The organism is Dysgonomonas sp. Marseille-P4361, from assembly GCF_900343125.1.
Taxonomy (GTDB): domain Bacteria; phylum Bacteroidota; class Bacteroidia; order Bacteroidales; family Dysgonomonadaceae; genus Dysgonomonas.
In genome coordinates this window covers 501435-528133 of the sequence record NZ_OPYL01000001.1, presented here as the reverse complement: position 1 = coordinate 528133, position 26699 = coordinate 501435, and the positions used below count along the sequence as shown (strand labels likewise).

Sequence of the window (26699 nt, the reverse complement as noted above, 5' to 3'; positions counted from 1 at the left end):
TCTAATTCACCAAAAATATCAGAAAAAAAAATGCAAAAAGGGATAAAATAGACTAATACCTATCCCTCAATAGAGTCCCAACCCTGAGCTTTTAGTTCGATCTCGCCTCCATCGCGTGTTTCCAACAATAGACCATAATCTTCTTTCGTTATATGTCCTATTACATGAATCCCCTTTAGTTTAGAGACTTTCTCGTGCATATACAGAGGAACTGTGAATAGTAGTTCATAGTCTTCACCTCCATTCATAGCAACAGTAGTCACATTCATATTGAATTGTTCTGCCATCATCGCAGTTTGGTAATCGATAGGGATACGCTCTTCATAGATTCGGCATCCTACCCCACTCTGCTTGCAGATATGCTTCAATTCTGAAGATAATCCGTCGGAAACATCAATCATAGACGTGGGTACAATACCTCCTCCTGCTAAAAATTTGACAATATCTTTTCTTGCCTCGGGTTTCAATTGACGCTCGAGCAGATATTCTTTACCTGTAAAATCGGGTTGAAAATCTTCTTTCCCATCATAAACAGCTTTTTCTCTCTCAAGCAGTTGTAAGCCCATAAAAGCAGCACCCAGATCGCCTGAAACACAAACAAGGTCTGTATCTTTGGCTCCGTTACGATATACAATTTTGCTTTCTTCGCCTTCTCCAATACAAGTGACACTTATTGTTAAACCTGTCAACGAAGCAGAAGTATCTCCACCTACCACATCAACTCCATATTCTTGGCAAGCGAGGTATACTCCTTCATAGAACAACTCTAAATCTTCAACCGAAAAGCGTTTCGATATACCTAGCGAAACCGTTATTTGTTTCGGTTGCCCATTCATTGCATATATATCCGAAAAATTAACGACAGCAGATTTATAACCTAAATGTTTCAAAGGAACATACATCAGGTCGAAATGTATACCTTCGAGTAGTAGGTCGGTAGTTACAAGTGTTTTCTTATCGCCGTACGACAATACTGCAGCATCATCTCCTACTCCCTTTTCTGAACTAGAATTCTTCAATTCAATACTCTTGGTAAGATGATCAATCAACTTGAACTCACCCAAACTAGAAATCTCTGTTCGTTTCATTTATTTTCATTTTTAATATCGAAAGGCAAATTTAGTCAATTTTATTTTAAACATTATAGTCTTTTCCCACACTCTGCATATGGAATTCATATACCCTATCTACTCTATTTAATACTACCGCTTAAAACAAGAAAAAGATGAAATACATAACATATACATTGATTCTTTTAGCTGCGATCTTAATAATGGGTTGTAAACCTAGTGCAAAAAATAAACTGGACAATAAGACCGAAACTATTACCACAGAGAATAGTCTCTCTTTTTATATGAAGTTAGACTCCGCAACCCTATACAACAATGAAAATGAAATAGGGTTAACCCTATACAACAATTCCTCTCAGGATGCTGAATATGGATCCCATTTCAAAATATACTTTTATAAAGACTCTGCTTGGAAAGAAATTCTACCTGCTTCTAATGTCGGATTCAACTATCTTGCTTATCATCTACAAGCGGGAGAAAACAAACACTATAAGCATTGGTTTACATCTGACAACCCTATAGAGCGAGGAAGATATAAAATATCGACCGAGTTAAGGATCAAGCTCGAAAGCGAATTTTATGTAGCTGAAAATGATTTATCTAAAAAGAATGCTTTTTACAAAAAAGAGAATCAGGTAGTAATGGCTATGAATAATGACACCATAAGTACAGAAACAAATTGGATTTCTTTTTCTATTATAAACAATAGCAGCAACATTGCTTTCGCTCTGGAACACTACTTTTTATCATATTATGATGACAAAACTGATAACTGGCTAGACTATTATTCTTTACCCTATGATGATTCAGAAAGGAGAGAAATACAATCTGGAGAGTCAACCGAATTTACTATAAAGCCTAATAATCCTCAATGGTTTCGTTACCAAAATAAGAGTAAATACAAGGAGAATCAATTTTTTATACCAGGTAAACACCGAATACGCAAATATGTAAAAACACCAGTATCAGCTGAATTTACCCTACAATAATATTAATCTTTATAACTTAATTTAAATCCTTTTTCTGCTACATACACACCGCAGAGTATAAGAACAGACCCGAACAATGCAATCATCGTTATATGTTCGTCTATCACGATAGCAGATGTAATCAGAGTTACTATTGGCACAAAATAGAGATAGTTAGATATTTCAACTACTCCTAGTTCTTTTACAGCAGTATTCCAAGCGACAAAACATATCAATGATGCTACAATCCCGAGGAATAATACATTAGCTAATGTAGCTGGATTGACAAGCAAATGAGGATTAATCTCATCTTGTCCGAAAAGAATAAAAGGCAATAGTGTAACAATACCGTAAAAGAATACTTTACGCGTAATAAATGAAATGGAATAGTCCTTGTTCAATCGTTTTAGAATAACCCCATAAAAAGCCCACGACAAGGCAGCCAATATGGTAAGAATATCTCCCAAAGGATTAATCTGAAGGACAAAACTTCCGTTGAAAACGACTAAAGCTACCCCACAGAGGGCAATTAATGATCCTATAATCAAAGCTTTTCTTATTTTCTCTTTTCTGTAAACCAAAAAGGAAAGAAATGCAGTAAAAATAGGAGTAGTGCATATTATAAGAGAAACATTAGAAGCTAATGTTATACCCAAAGCCGTATTTTCGAAAACAAAGTACAACGATCCTCCACTCAGACTGGCAGCAAGGCACAATAACTCATCTTTTATGTTCTTTGCAAACAATCTTCGCGAACAAAAGAACCATATACCCACATAAGCTAGTATAAAACGGTAAAGAAAAATCTCAATAGGAGAAAGACCATTATTGATAAGTACCTTGGTAGAAACGAATGTTGTACCCCAAACAATAATTGTAAATATGGTTATGAAATGATACCAATATTTGGACGATGTAAGCATTAAAGCCTATGAAGATTAGTTAAATATGAAACAACTAAATAAATATTACTTTTACGCTTAACTTATTCGCTTGATGATCTCTTTCATTATAAGAGCCATCTTTGGTTGAGCAACTTGTGCAGCTTCTTGTACATCTTCGTGTGTTACCTCAACAATCTTACCGATAACACCAAGATCTGTGATAATAGAAAAGGCCAATACTTTCATCTTAGCATGATTGGCAACTATAACTTCAGGTACTGTTGACATTCCTACAGCATCCCCTCCAATTACGCGGAACCAATTATATTCAGCGGGAGTTTCAAAAGTTGGACCTTGTGTTCCCACATAAACTCCATATTGCAGTTTTATATTGTTTTCTTTAGCTATCTCTGCAGCCATTCTCCTGAGGTCTTTATCGTATGCGTTGCTCATATCAGGGAAGCGCACTCCTAGTTCTTTATAATTCTTACCTCGTAGCGGATGCTCTGGGAAAGTATTGATATGATCTTCAATCAGCATGATATCTCCTATCTCGAAGCTGTTGTTCATACCTCCGGCAGCATTAGAAACAAACAAATACTGAATACCCAGCGCTTGGAAAACACGTATAGGAAATGTTACTTCTTGCATGCTATAGCCTTCATAGTAATGAAAACGTCCCTGCATGGCTATCACATCTTTCCCTCCCAGTTTCCCAAAAATTAATTTTCCACTATGTCCTTCAACTGTTGATAGTGGGAAATTGGGAATATCTTCATACGATATTTCTTTTTTATCTTCTATTTCATGCACCAATTCACCAAGACCAGTGCCAAGAATAATAGCTATATTAGGGATTACCTCTGCTCTATTTCTTAAGTAATCGGCGGTTTCGTATATTTTCTCTAACATGTTTATATATTTTTTCGTCAAAATCTCGCGCTTCACCAACAAAAGTGACTTCGATAGGGATGTAGAATAAACGTTGTCTTAAATCTTCATCTATATCGTCTCTTGATACAAATCGTGCTGCATCTTTTTCTGTGACAAGGATTAATTTATCTTCCGACTTTATGCCTCTGAAAGTATTTGTTATATGCTTAATATCTTTCGACCCGAAATTGTGATGATCCGGATAAGTCAGCGTATCTATTTTTTCTGTGTATTTAGAAAGTTCTTTCAATAATGCTTTAGGTGAAGCAATACCGGTGACCAACAAAATATGTTTATTTCTTAATGCTGCTAAAGAATCGGACTGATTCGCTCCCGAGAATACAGGTTCTATATTCTTATATGTGAAAGAAGTGAAATACAATCCTTGATATGGGAATACATTTATATCATGTGATATAATCCTAAAGTCGATTGGCTGTAGATCATCCGGACATTTCGTCACAATTATCATATTCGCATTTCGCATGCTAGAAAAAGGTTCTCTCAACCTTCCAGCAGGAAGCAATCTATCTTCATACACTGGGCGATTATAGTCCGAAAGAATTATTGTATAAGAAGGTTTCACATAACGATGTTGAAAGGCATCATCCAATAAGATTATCTCAGGAGGATTCTCTAAAGCAAGAAGCTTACGAATACCTCTTCTCCTGTCAGCATCTACAGCAACAATTGTATCAGGATATTTCTTCTTTATTTGAAATGACTCATCTCCTATCATAGCACTCGTAGAAGAATCTGTAGCTAAAACAAAACCTTTAGAACTTCTTTTGTATCCACGGCTCAATACTGCAACCCTATATTGTTTTGATAGTAAACGGACTAAGTATTCTGTATGAGGTGTTTTCCCAGTTCCACCTACAGTTATATTTCCAACACAGATAACAGGGACTTCAAATTCTTCATGCTTTAGCAATCCCCAATCAAAGAACTTGTTTCGTATATACACAACAAACCCATACAGCCACGAAAATGGCAGTAACCATTTGCTGATACGTACAGGTTCTGTTCTAATCATCCGCTAAATATAAGTATTTTATTTCAAAAGTTTGTAAATACAAACATAAGTAAAGCAAAACTACATAAAAAGTATAACATAGCGAGCAATAGAAGATATTTGCAAAAATGAATGCACATAGAAAATATTGACAAACACCAAATTATACATATTTTAACCCAGTTTTTGTTTTTTTATATCAAAACAACACCTAATTTTGTACTTTCATTCGACACGACAGTTATTTAACACACAATATTTTTACATAAAAGCCACACACAATGAAAAAATTCTTAAGCATAGCGTGCTTAATATTGCTATGTACTAACCTATTATCTCAGGTAACTATTGGGAGTAATGAGAATCCAAATGCAGGAGCATTATTAGACCTCAAAATGAATGGGGATATGGGAGTCAACTCTACTAAAGGATTGGGTCTACCTCGTGTAGAACTAAAAAACATCAGGACTGAAAAAGATCTTGGAAAGACAATGGGAGCTACTCAAGGTAATACTCTTGAACATTTAGATCACATCGGACTTGTAGTGTATAATACCGGTATGAATATAGAATCGGAGGAAACCCGTTTTTGCCCGGGTATACACGTTTGGGATGGAGAAAAATGGCAGCCTTTTGTTCCATACCCTGAAATAAAAACTCAAAAAGGAGATTATATATCCTACAAACGAGGCTTTGAATTCTTAGATCCAAACAATCCTAAAGGATGGCCAAAAAATAAGGAAGAAGCTAGAGCAAATGGTTATTACCAACTTGGACGAATAGTAAACACAGATAAATCTTCTCCAAATGGTACTGAAGATATAAGCGATCAGCGACCGGGAGAAAGCTCTGTCAATACATACACGACCTCTCGTTTCTATGTAGGTTATAAGCTATTGATGGAAGGATATCAGATCAAAAGAAGCCTTTCTTGTAGTACAGATGAACCTAATTGGGACGAAATAGCTTTCCTTCCGGAAGTCTACATTGATACTACAAAGGTGTTTGATGAAGGAGTATGGATGACACAAAATCTTCGCACATTAAGATTACCTAATGGGACATCTCTTATCAAACAAACATCATCAAACTATACAAAACTATCAGAACCTCATTATTATATACCTAATAATGCTAGCTCGGTAACAACCAATTACGGGGTATTGTATAATAGAGCAGCAGCTATAGGTGTAGGAACCTCAACCGGACCAGCAACATTGCCTATAAATGTAGAAGAGGGAGGAAGTACAAACAGAGATGTTATGTATCAAGGAATCTGTCCTGACGGATGGTATCTCCCTAGCGATCAGGAATGGACTGACTTGGCCAATGGAGTAGTAAATAATGTCAGTATGTTTTCGGGTGTGTCAAAAGGTTCTGTTTCAAATGTAGATTTTGACTCAGGCATGGATGTAACTGTAGGAGGGAGTATAGGTCAAGCAATGAAAAGTAGAACAGCTGTATCTTCATCTACAGGAGGATTATCTAATACATTTAGTGCAAGTGGATTCGATGCTTACCTTGTAGGGACTAGTGGAAGTACAGCTACTGTCTATGAATACGGAACAGCTGCATATTTTTGGTCCAGTTCGTCCAAATTATCTAGTGTAAATTACCCTTTAGGATATATGAGAAGATTCTATAGGGGTCATGGTAATTATAGTAGAAGTTATCATGATGCAGAACAAACGTTCTCTGTTCGCTGTAAAAAAGATACTAAATAAACGATAAAACTTAGATAGATAAAAGCCGATTAATCACGTATTAATCGGCTTTGTTTATTAAAAATATATGACACATTATTATACAAAACTAGGGTTACAAGCTATATGGCTACAAAGATATACATACATCCTATCCAACATTAAACATATTAATATTAAACCTCTTAGCCTTAAACTTAACTTTTATTAGTACAGATACAACTAAATTATGCTTAACTTGAGAAGATTAATAATTCCAAAATCAAATAAATTATGAAAAAACTAATTTTTATAGGAGTTATACTTGTCGGGCTATTTGCTTGCCAACCATCGAATAAAAATGAACAGGGCACACAGACGGTAGAGAAAACTAAACAAGAAAAGAAAGAGGTCGTTCTTAAAGACTATGGAGCCGATCCTCTTGTGATTAATATTGAAGATTATACGTTAGAGAACAATACTTTCCGCACAGCAATATGGACTGGCCAGAATCTGCAGTTGACGGTAATGTCTATACCTGTAGGCGGCGAAGTTGGGTTATAAATGCATAAAGATATTGAGCAATTTCTGCGAATAGAAGAAGGAGACGCTGAAGTTTTGATGGGAGACAGTGAAGATAAATTGATATTTGTTCGCCAAGCAAGCGATGACGATGCTATTTTCGTTCCATCGGGAAAGTGGCATAATATTATAAACAAGGGCAATAAACCTTTAAAGTTATACTCAATCTATGCCAAACCCGAACACCCGCATGGAACTGTACATAAAGACAAGGCTGAATCAGATATGGCTCATCACGATCATGAATAACAAAATTTTGAAATAGAGATATTAGCTTGACCTTTATCAAGTAAACACATAAGGATCAAGATAATGCATCTTAATCAATTATCATATTCGTCAAAATGGATATCCTATCCCAAAATGCCATGCCATTTTATGGATAGTTGGCTTAAACATAACAAATTTACCAGTATCCCTTGACGGATCGTATATCTGTGCACCCACGTCAAAACGGAGCAACAAGAAGCTTAAATCGAAACGAAGACCTATACCATAAGAAGCTGCAATCTCTTTATAGAAACTATCGAAAGCAAATTGTCCTCCCGGCTGACTCTCATATTTCTTTAGTGTCCATATGTTACCGGCATCTATAAATTGAGCAAATTCAAAAAGATCGGTCACTTTAAACCTATTCTCGATGCTGAACTCTAGTTTCATATCTCCGGTTTGATTTACAAAGTCTAAGTCATCTTGTCGCTTATATGCTCCCGGACCAAGCGATCTGGTACTCCAGCCCCTGATACTGTTAGCTCCTCCTGCAAAAAACCTTCTTTCAAAAGGTAATACATTCGAGTTACCATAAGGATAAGCTAATCCAAGACCTATTCGATAGGCTAATGAATGTCTTTTGGAAAAGAAAAACGTTCTTGAATAATCTATACTTCCTTTTACATACTCTGCATATGCAACACCTAGAATTTGCTTTTGCCCGTTTTCATTCTCTTTAGCACCTCTTATAGTGCTTACCAAACGAGGCAGCAATCCGGAAACTTCAAACGAGCCACGTAGTGTATAAGTAGGATATAGAGGGTTTAATTTGCGTCCATTTACCAATGAAAATGTATATGCAGTACGAGCTACTAACTGATCCTGATAACTTTCTCGCAACATCGGATTCTTTACATTATCTATATACAAGCTATCAAACCGTTCCGATCGGTAAGGCATACGGATATAGTTAACATCCAACAGATCGAGACTATGCCCTAATCTGAAGTTATAAGTCAGCCAGTCATAGTTGATAGTCGTATTGAAGAATTGCCGCGTATATTCAGGTCTATGTTGATTCGTCAAGCCAATCTTAAAATTAGTCTCTGCAAAAGGTTGTTCTCTCCAACTCCTTTTTAGCCAAGGGAAAAGAATCATTGGAAACTTCAGACCAGTTTCGATACCATATTCATAATAACTTTGTCCTAACAAATCACCTTGTTTACTCTTAGGAATAAATTCATATGCTCCTTTCAATCGAATACTTAGTTCTTCCCCTCCATTAAACAAGTTTTGATGCTGGTAAGAAATACTTGGAGCAACCCCGATGTCTCCGGCTGAGTTTGTACCATCCAATCCGGCTTTGAATTTATGGAAGTTGGCCGGTAACAAAACAACTGTAGCATCCAGCAATGTACTATCTTCAGCAGACGGAGTTGTTGATATATTCACCTGATTCACAGCTCCTATCCTACTAAATGACTGATAGGTCCAGTTTTGCAACATATCGGAATAGTAGTTTCCTTTACGAATATAATTATTACGTCTTATCGTAGAATTACGCAGAAAGTTGTTACGACCTCTGATAATTGTCATATTATGATACTCTGTAGTATCCGCATTCCTAAAAAACCAACTTCCTGGACCAGGTCTTCCATCGCTCCCGGCTTCTGCAAAATCACTGGTGTTTATTCCCGAAATTACTTTTACTTTATTGATTTTATAGCGGGTATATGGAAGACTATCCCTTCTTGGATACACATTCAAGAAAAGATCTACCTGATGAGAATTTAATGTAGAATCTGCCTTGAAATAAACGTATTCTTTCGAGAAATTATAATAACCCACATTTCTCATTATTTCATTTACTCTAAGCCTCTCTTCTTCAAGCATGGCCATATCGTACATATCACCTCCTGCTATTACAGGATTGGAAGGGATACGAGTCATTATTCTCGCCATCGTTGTATCTTCAATGGCATATGTATAATCTCTTATCAAATAAGGTTCGCCTCCTTTGATATCGTATGTTACAGAAATTTTATTACCATCTTTTTTGAGTAATGTATCTACTTGTGCATTCAGATATCCTTGATTATTCAATTGCTTCTTAAGCTGATTGGCTGAAATCAATGTCTGAGAGTTACTGAATATGACAGGCGGCTGACCAAGTTTCTGAATAGTTCGGTTGATCCATTTACTGGTATCTCCAGCCATATTATAGATCTTCAAACGGACTTTTCCCAACAGCGGAAAACTTGTATTTGGCTGTTGACGTACAAAATCTTCTAAGTCGGAAGTTGCATTTTTAGTATCATGCTTCACCTCCATATTATCCAATAGGTAACTCCCTTCCGGAATGTTTTTTGTAGTTGTACAAGCCGCAAGGGTAAGGATAAAAGCAATTGGTATGATTTTAATCTTCCTCATTTAAAGAAAATAACAGTTAGCAAATATACAATGTTTAGATTTAGATCATGTAAAAATGTTAAGAATAAGTGCATGATCAACAACATAGCAGAAAAAAGCAATACCTTTGTACCTTGATTATGAAAGAGTATCGTTTAACAGATTGGCAACCTACCACAAAAAAAGAGGTAGAGTTGAGAGGATGGGATCAATTGGATGTAATTCTATTCTCAGGAGACGCATATATAGACCATCCGGCTTTCGGAGCAGCCGTTATTGGCAGAATGCTCGAAGCTGAAGGTCTGAAAGTAGCTATTGTACCGCAACCAAACTGGAGAGACGATCTGAGAGACTTCAAGAAACTTGGTACTCCTCGCCGTTTCTTCGGTGTAACAGCCGGAGCAATGGACTCCATGATCAATCATTACACCGCCAATAAACGATTACGTTCCGATGATGCTTATACTGCTGAAGGAAAAGCAGGGATGCGTCCGGATAGAACTTCTATTGTTTACACCAACATTTTAAAAGAGCTTTTCCCCGATGTACCCGTACTTTTAGGGGGAATTGAAGCTTCATTGCGCAGGGTAACACATTACGACTATTGGGACGATAAATTGCACCAATCAATATTGATCGATTCTAAAGCAGATTTGCTAGTTTATGGGATGGGCGAAAATCCGTTGAAAGCGATAATAACCGAGCTTAAAGACGGGAAATCATTCAATGAGCTAACAGACATTCCCCAAACAGTTTATCTCACCGATAAGAACAAGGTAAAACAATCTCCGGTTGAGAAAAACGATATCTATCTTTTCTCTCACGAAGAGTGCCTAGAAGATAAGCTCAAACAAGCAAAGAATTTCCGCATAGTAGAAGAGCAATCCAACATGGTAAATGCATCCCGAATTGTACAGACATACAATGATAAGGCTGTTGTGATTAATCCTCCTTATCCTCCTATGAGTGAAAAGGAGATTGATGCATCCTTCGATTTACCTTACACACGACTACCTCACCCTAAGTACAAAGGGAAGACAATACCAGCATTTGAGATGATAAAATTCTCGGTAAATATGCACCGCGGTTGTTTTGGAGGATGTGCATTTTGCACAATATCGGCTCATCAGGGGAAGTTTATTGCTTCACGCTCGAAAGAGTCTATACTAAAAGAAGTAAAGCAAGTGACCGAAATGCCCGATTTCAAGGGTTATCTGAGCGATTTGGGAGGCCCTTCGGCCAATATGTATAAAATGAAAGGAAAGGATGAAACGATTTGCGCCAAATGCAAGCGTCCATCTTGTATTCATCCCAAAATATGCAAGAATCTAAACATAGATCACTCTTATTTGTTAGACATATACAAAGCGGTAGATTCATTGCCAAAGATTAAGAAATCTTTCGTTGGAAGCGGTGTTCGTTACGACATGCTTCTGCATCGGAATGAAGATAACAGATTGAATAAAATCTCTGACGAGTACACAAAAGAACTTATTGTGAACCATGTATCGGGGCGACTCAAAGTTGCACCGGAACACACATCGGACAATGTGCTCAACAACATGCGTAAGCCCAGTTTTCAGCAATTTTATTCATTCCGCAGGATATTCGATAAGATCAACGGTGAAAACGGCTTAAAACAGCAATTAATACCGTATTTCATATCATCACATCCGGGGTGTACTGAAGTTGATATGGCTGAACTAGCAGCAACCACAAAGCCATTAGGTTTCAAATTGGAGCAAATTCAGGATTTTACCCCCTCTCCGATGACATTGGCTACAGAGATTTATTATACAGGTTATCATCCATATACACTCGAAAAAGTATATACAGCGCGTACAAAGGAGCAAAAGCTAGCTCAACGCCAATATTTTTTCTGGTACGATAAAAATTATCGCAATCAGATAATCAAATCACTGAAGAAGCTAAAAAGAGAAGATTTAATAAAAAGATTATACAACTAGAATTTATACGTAAAATCACTTAATTTGATAAAGCAATGAAGAAAGCCTTTTTATTTTTAACAATACTAGCCTTTCATTTGAGTCTGTCTGCCCAAAGCGAGAGTGGAGATATAGCTGCAAAAGGCGATAAAATGCCCGAATTTCAATTATCATCAGCCAAACATGGAGAAATCAACTCAAAAGATTTGAAGGGCAAATTAGTGCTTATAAATATCTTTGCTACATGGTGTCCTCCTTGCCAGTTAGAACTAGCCGAAGTAAAAAAGACTTTATGGCCGAAGTTCAAAGACGAAGATAAATTTGTAATGCTAACTGTAGGACGAGAACATACCGATGATGAGCTAACAAAATATAACGAAAAGAAGCAATTCTCTTTCCCTCTCTATCCTGATCCCGAAAGAGGATTTACATCAAAATTTGCAAAGACAACAATTCCTCGCACCTATCTTGTTGATCAAAATGACATAATAATCTATGCATCAAAAGGTTACAAGAAAGAAGAATTTCAGGAACTAATGCTTCTGATTGAAGAAGAATTAGCGAAATAAAGTAACTAAAAGACAATCAACACTTTAAATACATGATATCTTTAGAAGTTTGTGCGGGATCGGTACAATCGGCCATCGAAGGACAGAAAGGAGGAGCTGTAAGAGTTGAACTTTGCGACAACTTGGTTGAAGGCGGAACAACTCCTGCTCTATCACAAATTGAGAAGTCAAGAGAGCTGCTTCATATACAATTGAATGTGATAATAAGACCTCGCGGTGGAGATTTCTTATATACCAATCTTGAATTTGACTTGATGAAATCTGATATCCATCATTGCGGAAAAGCAAAATGCGACGGGGTTGTCATAGGTATACTCAATGCTGACGGAAGCATAGATATGCAAAGAAACAGCGAGCTTGTAGCTATCGCAAAGCAATATGGAATGAGTGTAACATTTCATCGAGCTTTTGACAGATGCAACGATTTATTCAAATCATTGGAAGATGTCATAGAGTTAGGTTGTGATCGGATATTAACTTCAGGGGGAGAAAAAACAGCTTTGGAAGGAAAAGAAGTGCTAAAAGAGCTTATCGAAAAAGCTGAAGATAGAATCATTATTATGCCCGGAGGAGGAATAAATGAAGAGAATATTTCGGGGTTGGTAAAAGCTACAAACTTGAAAGAATTTCATGGCTCATTCAGGAGTAGATATACAGGAGGCATGGAGTATAAAGCTTCTCATTTTGATGATTTCAACGAAGAATATTCAATCCTTCGGACTGATGTTTCTAAAGTAAAAAAAGCAATCGAAAATGCTAACAAGGCATAAATAGTTGCATATAGATGTATGCGACAGTCGATTGTTTCTATCTATAGCAGGATAAATATGTAAAAAAGAATACAATAAAATACTAACTTTGTATCTATAAAATAATTTTTCATCCACAATTTATTATATGAATTTCAAATACGACGTAATTGTTGTCGGTGCGGGGCATGCAGGTTGTGAAGCCGCAGCAGCTGCCGCCAATATGGGATCTAAGACCCTATTGATAACAATGGACATGAACAAAATAGCTCAGATGAGCTGCAACCCTGCAGTAGGAGGCATTGCAAAGGGACAGATAGTTCGTGAAATTGATGCCTTAGGAGGGCAAATGGGGATAGTGACAGACAAGACTGCTATCCAGTTCAGAATGCTGAACAGATCGAAAGGACCTGCGATGTGGAGTCCAAGGGCACAAAGTGATCGAGCCCAATTTATACTAAAATGGAGAGAAATCCTCGATAGAACAGACAACTTATTTATATGGCAGGATACAGTTACTTCTCTAGCAATAGAGAACAAAACAGTAACTGGAGTGAAGACTGCAATGGGTGTCGAATTCACCGCAAAATCCGTTGTATTAACCAATGGAACATTCCTGAATGGACTGATACACGTAGGAAAAACACAAATGGGAGGTGGTCGAGTTTCGGAACCGGCATCATTTGGAATCACGGAACAACTGAAAGAAATAGGCTTTACAACAGACCGTATGAAAACGGGAACGCCTGCCAGAATTGACGGAAGAAGCGTTGATTTTAGCCTTATGGAAGAACAGAAAGGTGACGATGATTTTCATAAATTCTCATACTTAGATTATGCTCCACGTACATTAAAACAACTTAGCTGTTGGATTACTTATACCAATGAAGATGTACATTCAACATTACGCGATGGATTGGATGACTCTCCACTATATAATGGGCAGATACAAAGTATAGGACCAAGATACTGTCCAAGTATAGAAACAAAAATAGTAACCTTTGCAGAGAAGACTTCGCATCAATTATTCTTAGAGCCAGAAGGAGAAAACACACAGGAATATTACCTAAACGGGTTCTCTTCCTCCCTCCCACTCCATATACAAATTGAAGCTTTGCAAAGAGTCCCTGCTTTCAGAAATATACATATATACAGACCCGGTTATGCTATCGAATACGACTTTTTTGACCCAACACAATTGAAACATACATTGGAAACGAAGCTAATCAACAATCTATTCTTTGCCGGTCAAATTAACGGAACAACAGGTTATGAAGAGGCCGGAGGACAAGGCTTGATTGCCGGAATAAATGCGCATATTAAAACACACGGTGGAGACGATTTCATCCTGAAAAGAGATGAAGCATATATAGGTGTTTTGATCGATGACCTCGTAACTAAAGGTGTAGATGAGCCTTACAGAATGTTTACTTCGAGAGCCGAATATAGGATTCTACTCAGACAAGATGATGCTGATATGCGCTTAACCGAAAAGGGATATAATATCGGTCTTGCCAAAGAAGAACGCATCTCTTTATTGAAAGAAAAGAAAGAAGAGATCAATCGCATTATCGATTTCACCGCTAACTATTCGTTAAAACCAGAGTATATAAACGAGGGTTTAGAAAGTCTAGGTACAAGCCCTCTGAAACAAAGAGCAAAACTAAAAGATATTATTACACGCCCTCAAATATCCATAGAAACTATATCTAATCTAGTACCTGCATTCAAGGAAGAGCTAGATAAAACACCTAACAGAAAAGAGGAAATAATAGAAGCTGCCGAAATTATTATTAAATACGACGGCTACATAAAGCGTGAACAATTAATAGCAGACAAGATAACTCGTCTTGAAAATATCCGCATAAAAGGAAAATTCAACTACGAAGAAATTAATTCACTTTCTACAGAAGCAAGACAAAAACTAACTAAAATCGATCCAGAAACAATTGCACAAGCAAGCAGAATTCCGGGAATTTCTCCGAATGATATATCGATTTTATTAGTACTTTTGGGTAGATAAAAACTCAATGTTTCACGTGAAACATTTCAAAAACAAGAGCCTTTTCAGAGAGGTGTTCCACGTGAAACAAATAACAATTTAAAATATAAAATGGAAGAATTAGAGAAAGAGCAAATATTAGAATCTCTTAGAAAAATTGTGAGAAATGTTCCGGACTTCCCTATTCCGGGAATTCAATTTAAGGATGTAACAACTTTGTTCAACACAAAAGAATCACTATCAATGTTGACCAATGTTCTTTTGGATGAATACCGAAATAAAGGAATTACTAAAGTGGTAGGAATAGAGTCAAGAGGTTTTATCATGGGCCCAATTATGGCACTTGAGTTAGGAGCCGGATTTGTTCCTATTCGCAAACCCGGAAAACTGCCTGCTGCTGTATTTGAGGAAGAATACAAAAAAGAATACGGAGTAGATAAAATTCAAATACATAAAGATTCGCTAGCTCCTGATGATGTTGTACTAATCCATGATGATTTATTAGCAACAGGAGGTACAATGTTTGCAGCCTACAATCTTGTTAAAAGAATGGGCGTAAAAAAAGTCTATGTAAATTTTATTATAGAATTAGAACAATTAGAAGGGCGAAAACTTTTTCCGAAGGATGTAGATGTTAAAGCTCTTATAAAATACCCTATTTGACCTGTAAAAAATCTTTGGCGTATTTTCATTCAAAAAATTTTCGCCCCGGAATACGTGAAGGAAAATGAGTAACGATTATCTAAAAAATATAATAAAAAATATCCCTGAGAAGCCAGGCTGTTATCAATACTATGATGACAAGGGGATTGTTATATATGTAGGTAAAGCCAAGAATCTAAGAAGACGGGTATCTTCTTATTTTACTAAAAGCCATGATAATAGCCCTAAAACAAGAATATTAGTAAGCAAAATCAGAGATATAAGGTATATAATCGTTGATAATGAGGAAGATACATTGCTCTTAGAGAATAATTTAATAAAAGAATTACAGCCTAGGTACAATGTTTTATTAAAAGATGATAAATCATATCCTTCCATCGTTATCCGAAATGAATATTTCCCAAGAGTAGAGCTCACTAGAAAGATAGTCAAAGATGGCTCCCAATACTTTGGACCCTACTCTAACGTACAGAGTGTAAAAACATTACTTGAATTTATTCATAAATTATATCCTATCCGCACTTGCTCATTAAATCTCACTCCTGAAAAAATTGCTGAAGGAAAGTATAAAGTGTGTTTGGAGTATCATATCAAAAGATGTTTAGGTCCATGCATCGGATTACAGCAACATGATGCATACATAAAAAACATAGAATCTATCAAACAAATATTGAAAGGGAACAGCAACTTAGTAAGCGATGAGATATACAATCAGATGCAAGAGATGGCCGAAAGACATGAATTTGAGGAAGCTAATAAACTGAAAGAAAAGTATTTACTCGTTGAGAACTTTAAGAGTAAATCTACAGTTGTAAGCAATATAAATTACAATATAGATGTCTATAGCTACGACGAAGATGAAAATGCGGCATACATCAACTACCTAAATGTACATAACGGTGCTATTATCCAAGTATATACTTTCGAGTATCGTAAAAAAATGGATGAAGCCAAAGAGGAGCTTCTCGCAATGGGAATTATCGAAATGAGGGAACGATTCGGATCATCAGCAAAAGAAATTGTAGTTCCATTTTATCCCGACATTGCTTTAAATGGAGTAGAATATATCATACCTCAACGAGGGGATAAGAAAAAATTACTTCTGCTTTCCACTCAAAATGTAAGACAATACAAACTTGACAAGCTTAAAAAAGCGGAAAGCTTAAATCCCGAACAAAGAAGTACAAGGGTGCTTAAGGAACTACAAAAAAGCCTCAACCTAAAAGAGTTACCTGTACATATAGAGTGTTTTGACAACTCAAATATACAAGGTACCAACCCTGTATCAGCATGTGTAGTATTCAAAATGGGAAAACCTTCGAAAAAAGATTACCGTCACTTTAATGTGAAGACTGTTGAAGGCCCTAACGATTTTTCTACTATGCGAGAGGTAATTCATAGGAGATATCACAGACTCATTGAAGAAGGATCTCCCCTGCCCCAACTGATTGTGGTTGATGGCGGAAAAGGACAGCTTAGCGTTGCCTGCGAAACCTTAGAGAAGCTAAATATCTATGGTAAAGTAGCAATAGTAGGCATAGCCGAAAGACTGGAAGAGATATACTTTCCGAAAGATTCTGTTCCCCTATACCTTGATAAAAATTTAGAGTCACTAAAAATAATCCAACATTTGCGAGACGAAGCCCACAGATTTGGAATCACCTTTCATCGGAATCAGAGAAGTAAACAGCAGGTAAAGTCTGAATTGGATAACATTAAAGGAATTGGGCAAGAGACAAAAAAATCTTTGCTTAGTAAGTTTAAGAGTGTAAAACGAATAAAATCAGCCACTAAAGAAGAGTTGACACAAACAATAGGAGAACATAAAGCAAAGCTAATTATCAATTATTTTGCAAATGAAGAAAGTTGAATGTATTTTTAACACCAAGTTACACAACTAATTTCCAGTTACATAAATGGCAAAACAAGTAGGAAGCAGAATTTTATATGCTGATATTCTAAGAAGCTTAACAATATTTGCAGTTACTATTATTCATGTATGCACAGCCAGATGGAATCAATCGTTTGGAACATCTGAATGGTATGTTCTAAATGCATTTATGACATCGTTAAGATGGTGTATTCCTGTCTTCTTCATGCTTAGCGGAATTATTGTTCTTGATCCGGGCTACAACCTAACATTCAAAAAATTATATACAAAAGCTTTGCCCCGACTAATATGTGCCCTCTTATTTTGGGCTATATTATATAGAACCCTCTCTCCTACTGTTTCCATCTTATTGGATATAAAAGAGGTGACTACCGGCGACTGGCAAAAGATATATACTGAGATATTCTTAGGAACGCCCTGGTATCACTTATGGTTTATGTATGCAATTATTGCTTTATACATATTAGCTCCACTTCTTAGAGTATTCACAGCACATGCACAAAAGAAACATTACCTGTATTTCTTGGCTCTTTATTTCATTTTTGGGGCAGTTATCCCAAAACTCAATAACACATATCAGGTAAATATAAGCTTTGGCATCAATGAATTGTATTCATATACCGGATATTTTATAGCAGGGTATTTCTTTGCTAAATTTGAACTGGGAACAGTCATAAAACGTATTATTTATATAGCAGGCTCACTTGCTTTGATATGGAATGTTGCATCATCCTTTTACTTTGCTCATACCTATGGATACCCAGGAACACACTACTTCGAAAACATGGGCCCACAAACAATGTTGATTGCATTTTTTGTATTTACACTTGCAAAAGACTTTATCAGTAATAATAAAACGATGCAGAAACTACAGGATAATAAATACATTACACTACTGGCAAATTGTACTTTAGGAATATATCTGGCACACGATTTATTTAATATTTTACTCAACCTTGTAGGCATAGGAACAAATACCTTCCCTGCGATACTATCTGTACCAATACTTTCCTTGTTTGTATATTTTGCATCTCTGGGAGTAGTATTAATAATCAGGAAAATACCAGTTCTTAACAAATGGATTATCTAATTGTGATAGAAAGGAATAACTGAATTAAGGTTTAACAATTGTTAAATACCAAAACCCCTGTCCATATCAGTTGTTCTATCTATAATAGATAACAATAAAATACAAACATTATGAAAAATTACTTTCTATCCTCTGTAAAAAAAGCTGTAAAGTACTGGTGGATATCTCCTATTATTGGCGTAATAGCTATAATATTGGGTGTATTATGTTTAGCCAATCCTTTAACAACCCTTAGTATGCTGGCTGCACTATTTGTTGCTGGTTTCCTTATAAGCGGCTTGTTTGAAGGTGTATTTGCTATTTCTAACAGAGAAGTTCTGAATGGATGGGGATGGACCTTGGCTAGTGGTATTATTAGCATTCTATTTGGTCTCATACTATTAGGAATGCCAATAGAAACTATAACCGTACTGCTGTTCTTTGTTGGTTTTTGGGCTATGTTCCAGTCTATATGGGCAATTGGCTCAGCTATTGAGTTGCAAAGATCTGGTATTAAAGGCTGGGGATGGGTACTGGCATTTGGTATATTAGGTCTTATTTTCTCATTCATCCTTATTACAAATCCTTTATTTGCAGCCGGATTTATAATCTATCTATTTGCATTCATCTTACTGACCTACGGATTTGTAAGAATATTTTATGGATTCAGACTTAGATCTATCCACAAAGAGTTGGAAGATGCAGATAAATAAAAGAAGAAAATTTATCATAGAATATAATTAAGTTATAAGGTTGTATATTTGCATAAAATATACAACCTTTTTATAAATCATTACGAATAAACTAGATGGCCAAGAGTCCTGAAATAAACAAAGAAGATAGTTATATATACATATTTCTATTATTATTTGCCTTTATTACTTGTTATTTCAATACGCTCAATTCACCTCTGTATTTCTTCAATGAGTGGTGCGACCCCCATATCTATTTCTCTATAGGAAAAGGTATATTCAATGGTAAAGTACCTTATAAAGATCTTTTCGACCATAAAGGCCCCCTTATATACTTTATATATGGCATCGGCTACTTAATATCCAATGCATCTTTAGCAGGAATATATATCCTACAGTCTTGTTTCTGGTTTGTTAATCTCTTGTTTGCCTATAAAATAGCACGCTTATTTTTAGACAAACCTTATTCATTTATAATAGCATTACTTTACTCTGTTTTACTACATACAAGAAGTGAGTCAGGAGGTTCTGCTGATGAATTTATAGCCCCCGCTATTACCGTTAGTTTCTATTACTTCCTTCTCTACTTCCAAGAAGGCTTAGACCAAAAAGGCAGCAAAAAAATAATGCTTATACAAGGTTTAACTTTTGCATTTACATTTTTGATCAAGTTTAGCGTATGCTTATTCTGGATACCTCCTATGATTGCTATACTTTATCAGCTAATTGTAGAGAAAAAATACCCCTTAATTATATTGTATATTAAATACTTTACATTAGGATTCGCTGCTTTATTTTTACCTTTTTTAATCTATTTCATTATTAATGGGGCTATTTCAGATAGTATATATGCCTACTTTACATTCAATTCTATGTATGCTGATACAACGTTCAATGTTGATGTTGTATTAAATATAATAGCTCGTTTTTATAGAATGATTAAATGGTATTATATAGCTTTTCCTCTCATCATACTAGGTGTAGCAATATTACTCTTAGATAATAAATATATTAAGAAATGGTCATATAGAATCGCAATATTGATCTCATTTATATTAATATATCTACCTGTTGCAAATAGCCGCGATCATCACTTATATGGATATATGATTCTATACTTTTTTGCAATAGTTAGTTTAGTCTATATATTCAGTTTACTAAATAAATACGTGAAAAGAGAAAAACCTATATATACTTATCTAGTCTACATATGTGCGTTTATTGGTATATTAATATTCGACATTGATTATAAAGGATTATTTAAGAGTGAGCCACATGCACCCTTCTGTAAAGAAAATTGCAGTTTTGGACAAAAAAATTTTGCAGACATTATCAATCAAGAAGATAACCCTACCCTATTAGATCTTGGACTAGATAAAGGAATATATACAGCAGCCAATATAGTTCCTTCCTATTTATATTTTTTCCATCCTGCAATACGAGAAGAAAAATATCCATCTATCAGGAAATATCAGTTTAAACTGGTAGAGAACTCAGATCCAATGTTTATAGTATCAGCATTGAAAGAATTTCCTTATTTAGAAGCTAATTATGACTTAATAAGCAGTTATAAAGAAAAAGAATATCCACATGCTGAGATATATTTATTCAAAAGAAAAAACCATATAAATGAGACTGTTAATACAACGAGTGAGTAAGGCATCAGTAACAATAGAAAATAAAGTCAAGTCGAAAATAAACAAAGGCTTATTAATATTGTTAGGTATAGAGAATGAAGATAATCAAGATGATATAGAATGGCTATCTAATAAATTAATAAATCTTCGTATTTTTGATGATGAAAACGGGGTTATGAACCTATCGGCAATGGATATAGATGCCGAAATGCTAGTCGTATCGCAGTTTACACTTCATGCATCTACCAAAAAAGGGAACCGTCCATCTTATATACGAGCAGCTAAGCCTGATATCTCTATTCCTCTTTACGAGCAATTTTGTAAATCGCTAGAGGCTAAATTGGGAAAACCTGTTGCAACAGGAGAGTTTGGTGCAGATATGCAAGTAGAATTAATAAATGATGGGCCTGTAACCATATGGATAGACTCTAAGACAAAAGAATAAAATGACAATACAAGAAGCTCAACAGGAAGTTGATAAATGGATAAAAACAATAGGAGTACGCTACTTTAGCGAGCTTACCAATATGACCATACTGACCGAAGAGGTTGGTGAGCTGGCTCGCATTATGGCAAGAACATATGGTGATCAGTCCTTCAAAAAATCTGATTTAGATAAAAATTTAGCAGATGAAATGGCCGATGTATTATGGGTTCTTATTTGTTTAGCTAATCAGACCGGAGTTGACTTGACCGAAGCATTGAAGAAGAACATTGAAAAGAAAACAAACAGAGATAAAGAAAGACATTTAAACAACGATAAATTAAAATAAGATGGCAGAAATAGATAAATATATAGACACATTAAAAAAATACAATACCAATCTGGATGATAAAGAAATTTCAGAAAAAGTAAATGAAATTATCAATAAGAAGTTCAGCCAAAACAACAATAAAGAAGTTTATAAAAGAATATATTCTTGTTTAGACCTTACTTCTTTGAATGCAACAGATACACGTGAAGATATATGGAAACTAGCTGAGCAAATAAACGATTTTGAAGGCTCTACAGACATTCAAAATGTTGCTGCTATATGTGTATATCCAAATTTTGTAGAAACAGTAAAAGAAGCTTTAACAGCCAATGTTAAGATTGCTTCAGTTGCCGGAGGATTTCCTTCTTCGCAGACATTTCAGGAAGTTAAGATAGCCGAAACAGCATTGGCCATAGCAAGTGGTGCTGATGAAATCGATATTGTACTAAATCTAGGCTACTTCTTTGATGAAAATTATGAAGAGCTGGCTGAAGAGATCGACGAAATAAAAGATACATGTCGCGATGCTAAATTAAAAGTCATCTTAGAGACAGGAGCTTTAAAATCGGCATCCAATATAATGAAGGCATCCCTCCTTGCCTTGTACTCAGGTGCAGATTTCATAAAAACATCAACCGGTAAAGGATATGAAGGTGCAACTTTAGAAGCTGCTTACGTAATGTGTAGCGCAATAAAGGAATATACTCAAAAGACAGGTCGTAAAGTCGGTTTTAAAGCCTCTGGAGGCGTTTCTAGCACCGAAGACGCAGTCAAGTACTATACGATAGTAAAAGAAGTCTTAGGTGACGATTATTTAAATAACGAGTTTTTCCGTATTGGAGCCAGTAGGTTAGCAAATAATTTATTAACCAGTATAGAAGACTAAGCAATCATTAAATCAGATAATTTTTATAACTTTATTTTTTAACTAAAACATATAAGTAATGGCAACAGCATATCACAATTTATCATCATACGACCCCAATACAGTTCCTAACGGAAAAGATATGAGAGTAGGAATAGTTGTTTCGGAATGGAACGATAATGTAACCAATGCGTTACTAGACGGTGCATATAAGACATTGGTAAAACATGGCGTAAAGGAAGAAAACATTATAGTAGATTATGTTCCTGGAAGCTTCGAACTTATATTTGGATCAAAACATCTAATAGAAAACAAAGAAATTGATGCAGTAATAGCATTGGGTTGTGTAGTTAGAGGAGATACTCCGCATTTTGATTACGTTTGTAGCGGCGTTACCCAAGGAATGGCCGATATGAATATTAGATATGATATCCCTTTCATTTTCGGACTTTTAACTACCGATACTATGGAGCAAGCGACTGACAGAGCGGGCGGAAAGCACGGTAACAAAGGAGATGAGTGCGCAATAACAGCAATAAAAATGATAGATTTTTATCGTAGAAATTTGCAAGAATAAAATTTTGTATTACCTTTGCAACGCTAAAGGAAACTGGGCAGTTACCAGAGTGGCCAAATGGGGCTGACTGTAACTCAGCTGACTTACGTCTTCGGTGGTTCGAATCCATCACTGCCCACTTACTTTGCGGAAGTAGCTCAGTTGATAGAGCATCAGCCTTCCAAGCTGAGGGTCGCGGGTTTGAGCCCCGTCTTCCGCTCTTGAAAATCAAGCGATTACAATTAAATGTAGTCGCTTTTTTTATGCGTTTTTAGTTGGTTTTAATGGTTAGACTTAAACCGAGACTTAAACCACAAAACCATCATGAACGCTACTATTAATGCGGTTTGCTACAAATCGAAGACATTAAAAAACGGTGAGAATCCTATAATGTTGAGAATTTGCAAACAAGGAAAGATGAAATATCTAAGTTTAGGCATTTCAGTCAACCCCAAATTTTGGGACTTCAAAAAGAATCAGCCAAAGCCTAGTTGCCCCGACCGAGAGCTAATTCAAAAGATTATTCTAGACAAAAAAGCCGAGTATCAGACCCAAATATTAGAGCTAAAAACAGCAAACAAGAACTTCACTGTATCTTCTTTGGTAGAACACACGAACAGAGTTAGAGCAATCAAGACTGTCAGTGAATTTTACACAGATTTAATCAGCCACTACAAAGCTATAGGTAAAGTAGGAAACGCTAATATCTATAGAGACTCTTTCAACTCGATAAAGACCTTTAAAAAGAGCGATAATCTCGACTTTCTTTTCTCTGAAATTGACCTCGTATGGTTGAATGAATATGAAAAATGGATGATTAGCAACAATAGAGCCGAAACGACTATGAGCCTACTTTTTAGAACTCTAAGAAGTGCTTATAACAAAGCTATAGAACAGAATGCAGCAAGAAGAGAAGACTACCCTTTCGATTCATTCAAAATGTCAAAATTCAACACCAAAACTAAAAAGAGGTCAATCACAAAGACCGAGATAAAACGAATAATAAGCCTTGACTTCACAAATGAAAGACCATTGATGCAATTAAGCAAAGACCTATTCGTCTTTAGCTACCTACAGAGCGGAATAAATCTGACAGATATAGCAAATCTCAAATACGAGAACATAACCAACGGTCGTATCCAATATATAAGACAAAAGACCAAACGACTAATTAATATAGCTATCCAAGAAGAAGCCCAACGGATTTTAGACTTATATCATGTAGGGAATGCAGACCCTGACGACTTTATTTTTCCAATACTCAATAAACGCATCCATAAGACCCCAATTCAAAGATATAACCGTATTCATAAGATTATGGGGAAAATCAATCTCAACCTTAAAGAGATAGCCAAACGTGCTAAAATTGATGCAATCCTGACTACCTATGTAGCAAGGCATACTTACGCAACCGTTTTGAAGCGGTCTGGAGTCAACACTTCAATTATTAGTGAATCACTTGGTCATAGCTCGGAAAAAGTAACTCAAATTTACCTTGACAGCTTTGAGAATAGTCAGATTGACGAAGCAATGAAAAATCTTTTATAACCTATTAAGTATAAAATTACAGAAAGAACGCAGAGGAATTATCTTTCTCCTCTGCTCTTATAATAGTCTTCATCAGATAAATACAATTGAGAATTGGCTTTTATATAGTTATCTAAGTCTTGTTTTGTATACAATACTTTTCGCCCAAACTGCCTAAAAGTCAATTTACCTCCATACCTTGCATTAGCCAAAGTAGTCCTTGACAACCTTGTATATAATTGAGCATCTTTTTCAGACATCCAACAATCAACAATACCATCTATCATAACACAATAATATTAATGTCCACATTCAAATTTACTACATAGTGAATATACAATTTTACCTCACACAGAAAAAATAACACCAATAAAACTTGCACCATTTTAACATATAACATATCTTTGCAACATGATTAGCCCTAAGAGCATAGAAAGAACAGCACTACTCTTATACCCGATCTAATCTTCCATACATTTAATGCTGTAAATGAACAGGTTGGCAATTTGCAACACTTATAAAAAGACAAAAGCCAACTCCCCCCAATATAAGAAAATCAAGGCAGTTAAAAACGATTCTGGGAATACGTTTAACTTAATCAATGTTTAATACTTGTCTTTGATGCAATGTATAGGCTTTACACGAAGTCCTAATAACCAACAATCCACCTAACAAAAGTTTTTTTAATCCACTCTGTATGACTTAAAACCACAACTCCATTCCACATCCCCTAAACCAATCTTAGGATAAAATGACATAGCACCTTAATAGCAGGACATTACTAATTTAAGTTTAATTTTAACATATGAGTACAACGTAATCCAAAGCCATAATCAATACTTTCCTACCAACAAAAGATAACTATCCGCACAACAAACACATTGCTGAATAGTTATAAAATAAAGAATGAGTTACCTCAATAAATTAGCGAATTATTCTAAAAATAAATAATCAATTTCAAGCCACAAAGATGCACACTAAGGGTTTCTACATAACTATATTGCGTCACACCCGAAGCCAATACGGCTGTTAGATACAAAAGCAAATATATTGTCAAATCAATTGCAACAGCCATCATCACACAGGATAAATGTAGCATTATCATTGCATCCTCCTCACATACTGAGACAATTAGAAGAGATAGATTATCAACTGAGGCACCCACCAAAAGATTTTCAAATTATTTAAAAATTTAAGCAATTAATGCAAAAGAAGAACAAAGATAACATAAGAATTGACCACTTAAACGCCGAAACAATTACCAGCCTAGAGATAGCTGAAATTACAGGAAAAATGCACAAAAATGTATTACAATCCATTCGTGAGATGGAGCCGGCATGGGAAAAAGTGCACGAGCTGAAATTTCAGCTTTCGTTCATTACTAGAGAGTTACCTAACGGCGGAGTAAAACAAGAGCCAATGTAGAACCTAAACAAATACGAGTGTCTGTATGTTGCAACCAAATTTAACGATGAAGCCAGAGCTCGTTTGGTTCTCCGATGGATGGAACTGGAATTACAGGCGAGATCTCAGCAGAGCCAAAGAGTTAAGCGTAAAGCGCCTAGACTCCCAGAGTCAGCCAAAACATACACCATCACCGAGATAGCTTCAGAATACGACATGACAGCTGCCGACATGAACGCTATGTTATCACATTTAGGACTGCAAGTCAAATGCAATAAAGACTGGGTATTAAATCCTCAATATGAAGGTCAAGGGCTGGCGATTCCAACTCCATTCTACTCGACAAAAGATAGAGTACGCACACTAGAGGCGATGTTTTTGAAATGGACTCACAAGGGCAAGATGTTTATAAACAACATTCTGGAAGGCTTGAAAGCCGAACAAGACAGCAGTTCATGCAAAATAATCACATTATCAAACCAACCAATCTACAAATCAGTATAAATGGCGAATATTAGCAACACATACGAAGGTTTAATGCACAGCTATTCTATGTGGTACCCAAAATCAACTTGGTTGTTTCCTCAAGCAAACAACTTTAAATTGTGGTCTTGGCTGTTT

General features: G+C 35.8%; 26 protein-coding genes and 2 tRNA genes. 22 read left to right on the top strand and 6 right to left on the bottom strand.

The window, feature by feature from the left end; genetic code table 11:
• Positions 1 to 59 precede the first annotated feature (59 nt).
• A complete protein-coding gene (gene thiL / locus DHU68_RS02210) occupies positions 60 to 1088 on the bottom strand; it encodes a thiamine-phosphate kinase (protein WP_108821323.1) in 1029 nt (342 codons plus the stop codon).
• Positions 1089 to 1225: 137 nt separating this feature from the next.
• Between thiL and DHU68_RS02205 the strand changes: the two genes are divergently transcribed.
• On the top strand, positions 1226 to 2059 hold the full coding sequence (locus DHU68_RS02205; protein ID WP_108821322.1) for an immunoglobulin-like domain-containing protein: 834 nt from the start codon (positions 1226 to 1228) through the stop codon (positions 2057 to 2059).
• A 2-nt stretch (positions 2060 to 2061) separates the two neighbouring features.
• On the opposite strand, the gene DHU68_RS02200 is transcribed toward DHU68_RS02205, so the two are convergent.
• Genes DHU68_RS02200 through lpxK form a run of 3 tightly spaced genes read right to left on the bottom strand, consistent with a single transcriptional unit; the run spans position 2062 to position 4891 of the window.
• Complete coding sequence (locus tag DHU68_RS02200; RefSeq protein WP_108821321.1) at positions 2062 to 2961, bottom strand: DMT family transporter; 900 nt, start codon at positions 2959 to 2961, stop codon at positions 2062 to 2064.
• A gap of 57 nt (positions 2962 to 3018) precedes the next feature.
• Positions 3019 to 3834, bottom strand: coding sequence for a purine-nucleoside phosphorylase (locus DHU68_RS02195; protein WP_108821320.1), 816 nt, complete (start codon positions 3832 to 3834; stop codon positions 3019 to 3021).
• Positions 3791 to 4891 (bottom strand): tetraacyldisaccharide 4'-kinase, encoded by a 1101-nt coding sequence (gene lpxK, locus DHU68_RS02190; protein WP_108821319.1) that lies wholly within the window; start codon positions 4889 to 4891, stop codon positions 3791 to 3793. The genes DHU68_RS02195 and lpxK overlap by 44 nt, the downstream gene beginning before the upstream one ends.
• Before the next feature lie 260 nt (positions 4892 to 5151).
• On the opposite strand from lpxK, the gene DHU68_RS02185 reads away from it, so the two are divergent.
• From DHU68_RS02185 to DHU68_RS14410, 3 genes are all read left to right on the top strand, one after another.
• A complete protein-coding gene (locus DHU68_RS02185; RefSeq protein WP_108821318.1) occupies positions 5152 to 6594 on the top strand; it encodes an FISUMP domain-containing protein in 1443 nt (480 codons plus the stop codon).
• A 252-nt stretch (positions 6595 to 6846) separates the two neighbouring features.
• The gene (locus tag DHU68_RS14415) at positions 6847 to 7116 is read left to right on the top strand and encodes a hypothetical protein (RefSeq protein ID WP_369831326.1); all 270 of its coding nucleotides are present in this window, start codon (positions 6847 to 6849) and stop codon (positions 7114 to 7116) included.
• The gene (locus tag DHU68_RS14410; RefSeq protein WP_369831325.1) at positions 7117 to 7383 is read left to right on the top strand and encodes a cupin domain-containing protein; all 267 of its coding nucleotides are present in this window, start codon (positions 7117 to 7119) and stop codon (positions 7381 to 7383) included.
• 90 nt (positions 7384 to 7473) lie between these two features.
• Here the strand turns inward: DHU68_RS14410 and DHU68_RS02175 are convergent, their stop codons facing one another.
• On the bottom strand, positions 7474 to 9774 hold the full coding sequence (locus tag DHU68_RS02175; RefSeq protein ID WP_108821317.1) for a BamA/TamA family outer membrane protein: 2301 nt from the start codon (positions 9772 to 9774) through the stop codon (positions 7474 to 7476).
• Between the two features lie 119 nt (positions 9775 to 9893).
• Here DHU68_RS02175 and DHU68_RS02170 point away from each other — a divergent pair, with 119 nt between their 5' ends.
• From DHU68_RS02170 to DHU68_RS02095, 16 genes are all read left to right on the top strand, one after another.
• Positions 9894 to 11720 carry a YgiQ family radical SAM protein gene (locus DHU68_RS02170; protein WP_108821316.1) on the top strand — a complete coding sequence of 609 codons (1827 nt, stop codon included), beginning with the start codon at positions 9894 to 9896 and terminating at the stop codon, positions 11718 to 11720.
• 35 nt (positions 11721 to 11755) lie between these two features.
• Positions 11756 to 12268: a TlpA disulfide reductase family protein gene (locus DHU68_RS02165; protein ID WP_108821315.1), complete on the top strand. Its 513-nt coding sequence runs from the start codon at positions 11756 to 11758 to the stop codon at positions 12266 to 12268.
• 32 nt (positions 12269 to 12300) lie between these two features.
• On the top strand, positions 12301 to 13038 hold the full coding sequence (locus DHU68_RS02160; protein ID WP_108821314.1) for a copper homeostasis protein CutC: 738 nt from the start codon (positions 12301 to 12303) through the stop codon (positions 13036 to 13038).
• A 127-nt stretch (positions 13039 to 13165) separates the two neighbouring features.
• Positions 13166 to 15040, top strand: a complete 1875-nt coding sequence (gene mnmG, locus DHU68_RS02155; protein ID WP_108821313.1) for a tRNA uridine-5-carboxymethylaminomethyl(34) synthesis enzyme MnmG — start codon at positions 13166 to 13168, stop codon at positions 15038 to 15040.
• Positions 15041 to 15130: 90 nt separating this feature from the next.
• Positions 15131 to 15682, top strand: a complete 552-nt coding sequence (locus DHU68_RS02150) for an adenine phosphoribosyltransferase (protein ID WP_108821312.1) — start codon at positions 15131 to 15133, stop codon at positions 15680 to 15682.
• Between the two features lie 64 nt (positions 15683 to 15746).
• Complete coding sequence (uvrC, locus tag DHU68_RS02145) at positions 15747 to 17552, top strand: excinuclease ABC subunit UvrC (RefSeq protein ID WP_108821311.1); 1806 nt, start codon at positions 15747 to 15749, stop codon at positions 17550 to 17552.
• A gap of 46 nt (positions 17553 to 17598) precedes the next feature.
• Positions 17599 to 18663 carry an acyltransferase gene (locus DHU68_RS02140; RefSeq protein WP_108821310.1) on the top strand — a complete coding sequence of 355 codons (1065 nt, stop codon included), beginning with the start codon at positions 17599 to 17601 and terminating at the stop codon, positions 18661 to 18663.
• 110 nt (positions 18664 to 18773) lie between these two features.
• On the top strand, positions 18774 to 19355 hold the full coding sequence (locus tag DHU68_RS02135; protein ID WP_108821309.1) for an HdeD family acid-resistance protein: 582 nt from the start codon (positions 18774 to 18776) through the stop codon (positions 19353 to 19355).
• A gap of 95 nt (positions 19356 to 19450) precedes the next feature.
• Positions 19451 to 20992 carry a glycosyltransferase family 39 protein gene (locus DHU68_RS02130; RefSeq protein ID WP_108821308.1) on the top strand — a complete coding sequence of 514 codons (1542 nt, stop codon included), beginning with the start codon at positions 19451 to 19453 and terminating at the stop codon, positions 20990 to 20992.
• A complete protein-coding gene (dtd, locus tag DHU68_RS02125; RefSeq protein WP_108821307.1) occupies positions 20964 to 21416 on the top strand; it encodes a D-aminoacyl-tRNA deacylase in 453 nt (150 codons plus the stop codon). The genes DHU68_RS02130 and dtd overlap by 29 nt, the downstream gene beginning before the upstream one ends.
• Before the next feature lies 1 nt (position 21417).
• Positions 21418 to 21744, top strand: coding sequence for a nucleotide pyrophosphohydrolase (locus DHU68_RS02120; RefSeq protein ID WP_108821306.1), 327 nt, complete (start codon positions 21418 to 21420; stop codon positions 21742 to 21744).
• A gap of 1 nt (position 21745) precedes the next feature.
• The gene (gene deoC / locus DHU68_RS02115) at positions 21746 to 22612 is read left to right on the top strand and encodes a deoxyribose-phosphate aldolase (RefSeq protein WP_108821305.1); all 867 of its coding nucleotides are present in this window, start codon (positions 21746 to 21748) and stop codon (positions 22610 to 22612) included.
• 58 nt (positions 22613 to 22670) lie between these two features.
• A complete protein-coding gene (gene ribH, locus DHU68_RS02110) occupies positions 22671 to 23168 on the top strand; it encodes a 6,7-dimethyl-8-ribityllumazine synthase (RefSeq protein WP_108821304.1) in 498 nt (165 codons plus the stop codon).
• Between the two features lie 35 nt (positions 23169 to 23203).
• A tRNA-Tyr gene (locus DHU68_RS02105) sits at positions 23204 to 23286 on the top strand.
• 8 nt (positions 23287 to 23294) lie between these two features.
• Positions 23295 to 23367, top strand: a tRNA-Gly gene (locus tag DHU68_RS02100).
• Positions 23368 to 23471: 104 nt separating this feature from the next.
• Positions 23472 to 24695 (top strand): site-specific integrase, encoded by a 1224-nt coding sequence (locus tag DHU68_RS02095; protein WP_108821303.1) that lies wholly within the window; start codon positions 23472 to 23474, stop codon positions 24693 to 24695.
• 38 nt (positions 24696 to 24733) lie between these two features.
• Here DHU68_RS02095 and DHU68_RS02090 read toward each other — a convergent pair whose 3' ends face one another.
• Positions 24734 to 24961 carry a helix-turn-helix domain-containing protein gene (locus DHU68_RS02090; protein WP_108821302.1) on the bottom strand — a complete coding sequence of 76 codons (228 nt, stop codon included), beginning with the start codon at positions 24959 to 24961 and terminating at the stop codon, positions 24734 to 24736.
• A 916-nt stretch (positions 24962 to 25877) separates the two neighbouring features.
• Between DHU68_RS02090 and DHU68_RS02085 the strand changes: the two genes are divergently transcribed.
• A complete protein-coding gene (locus DHU68_RS02085; RefSeq protein WP_108821301.1) occupies positions 25878 to 26099 on the top strand; it encodes a Rha family transcriptional regulator in 222 nt (73 codons plus the stop codon).
• Between the two features lie 78 nt (positions 26100 to 26177).
• On the top strand, positions 26178 to 26582 hold the full coding sequence (locus DHU68_RS02080) for a phage antirepressor KilAC domain-containing protein (protein ID WP_108821300.1): 405 nt from the start codon (positions 26178 to 26180) through the stop codon (positions 26580 to 26582).
• Positions 26583 to 26699 lie beyond the last annotated feature (117 nt).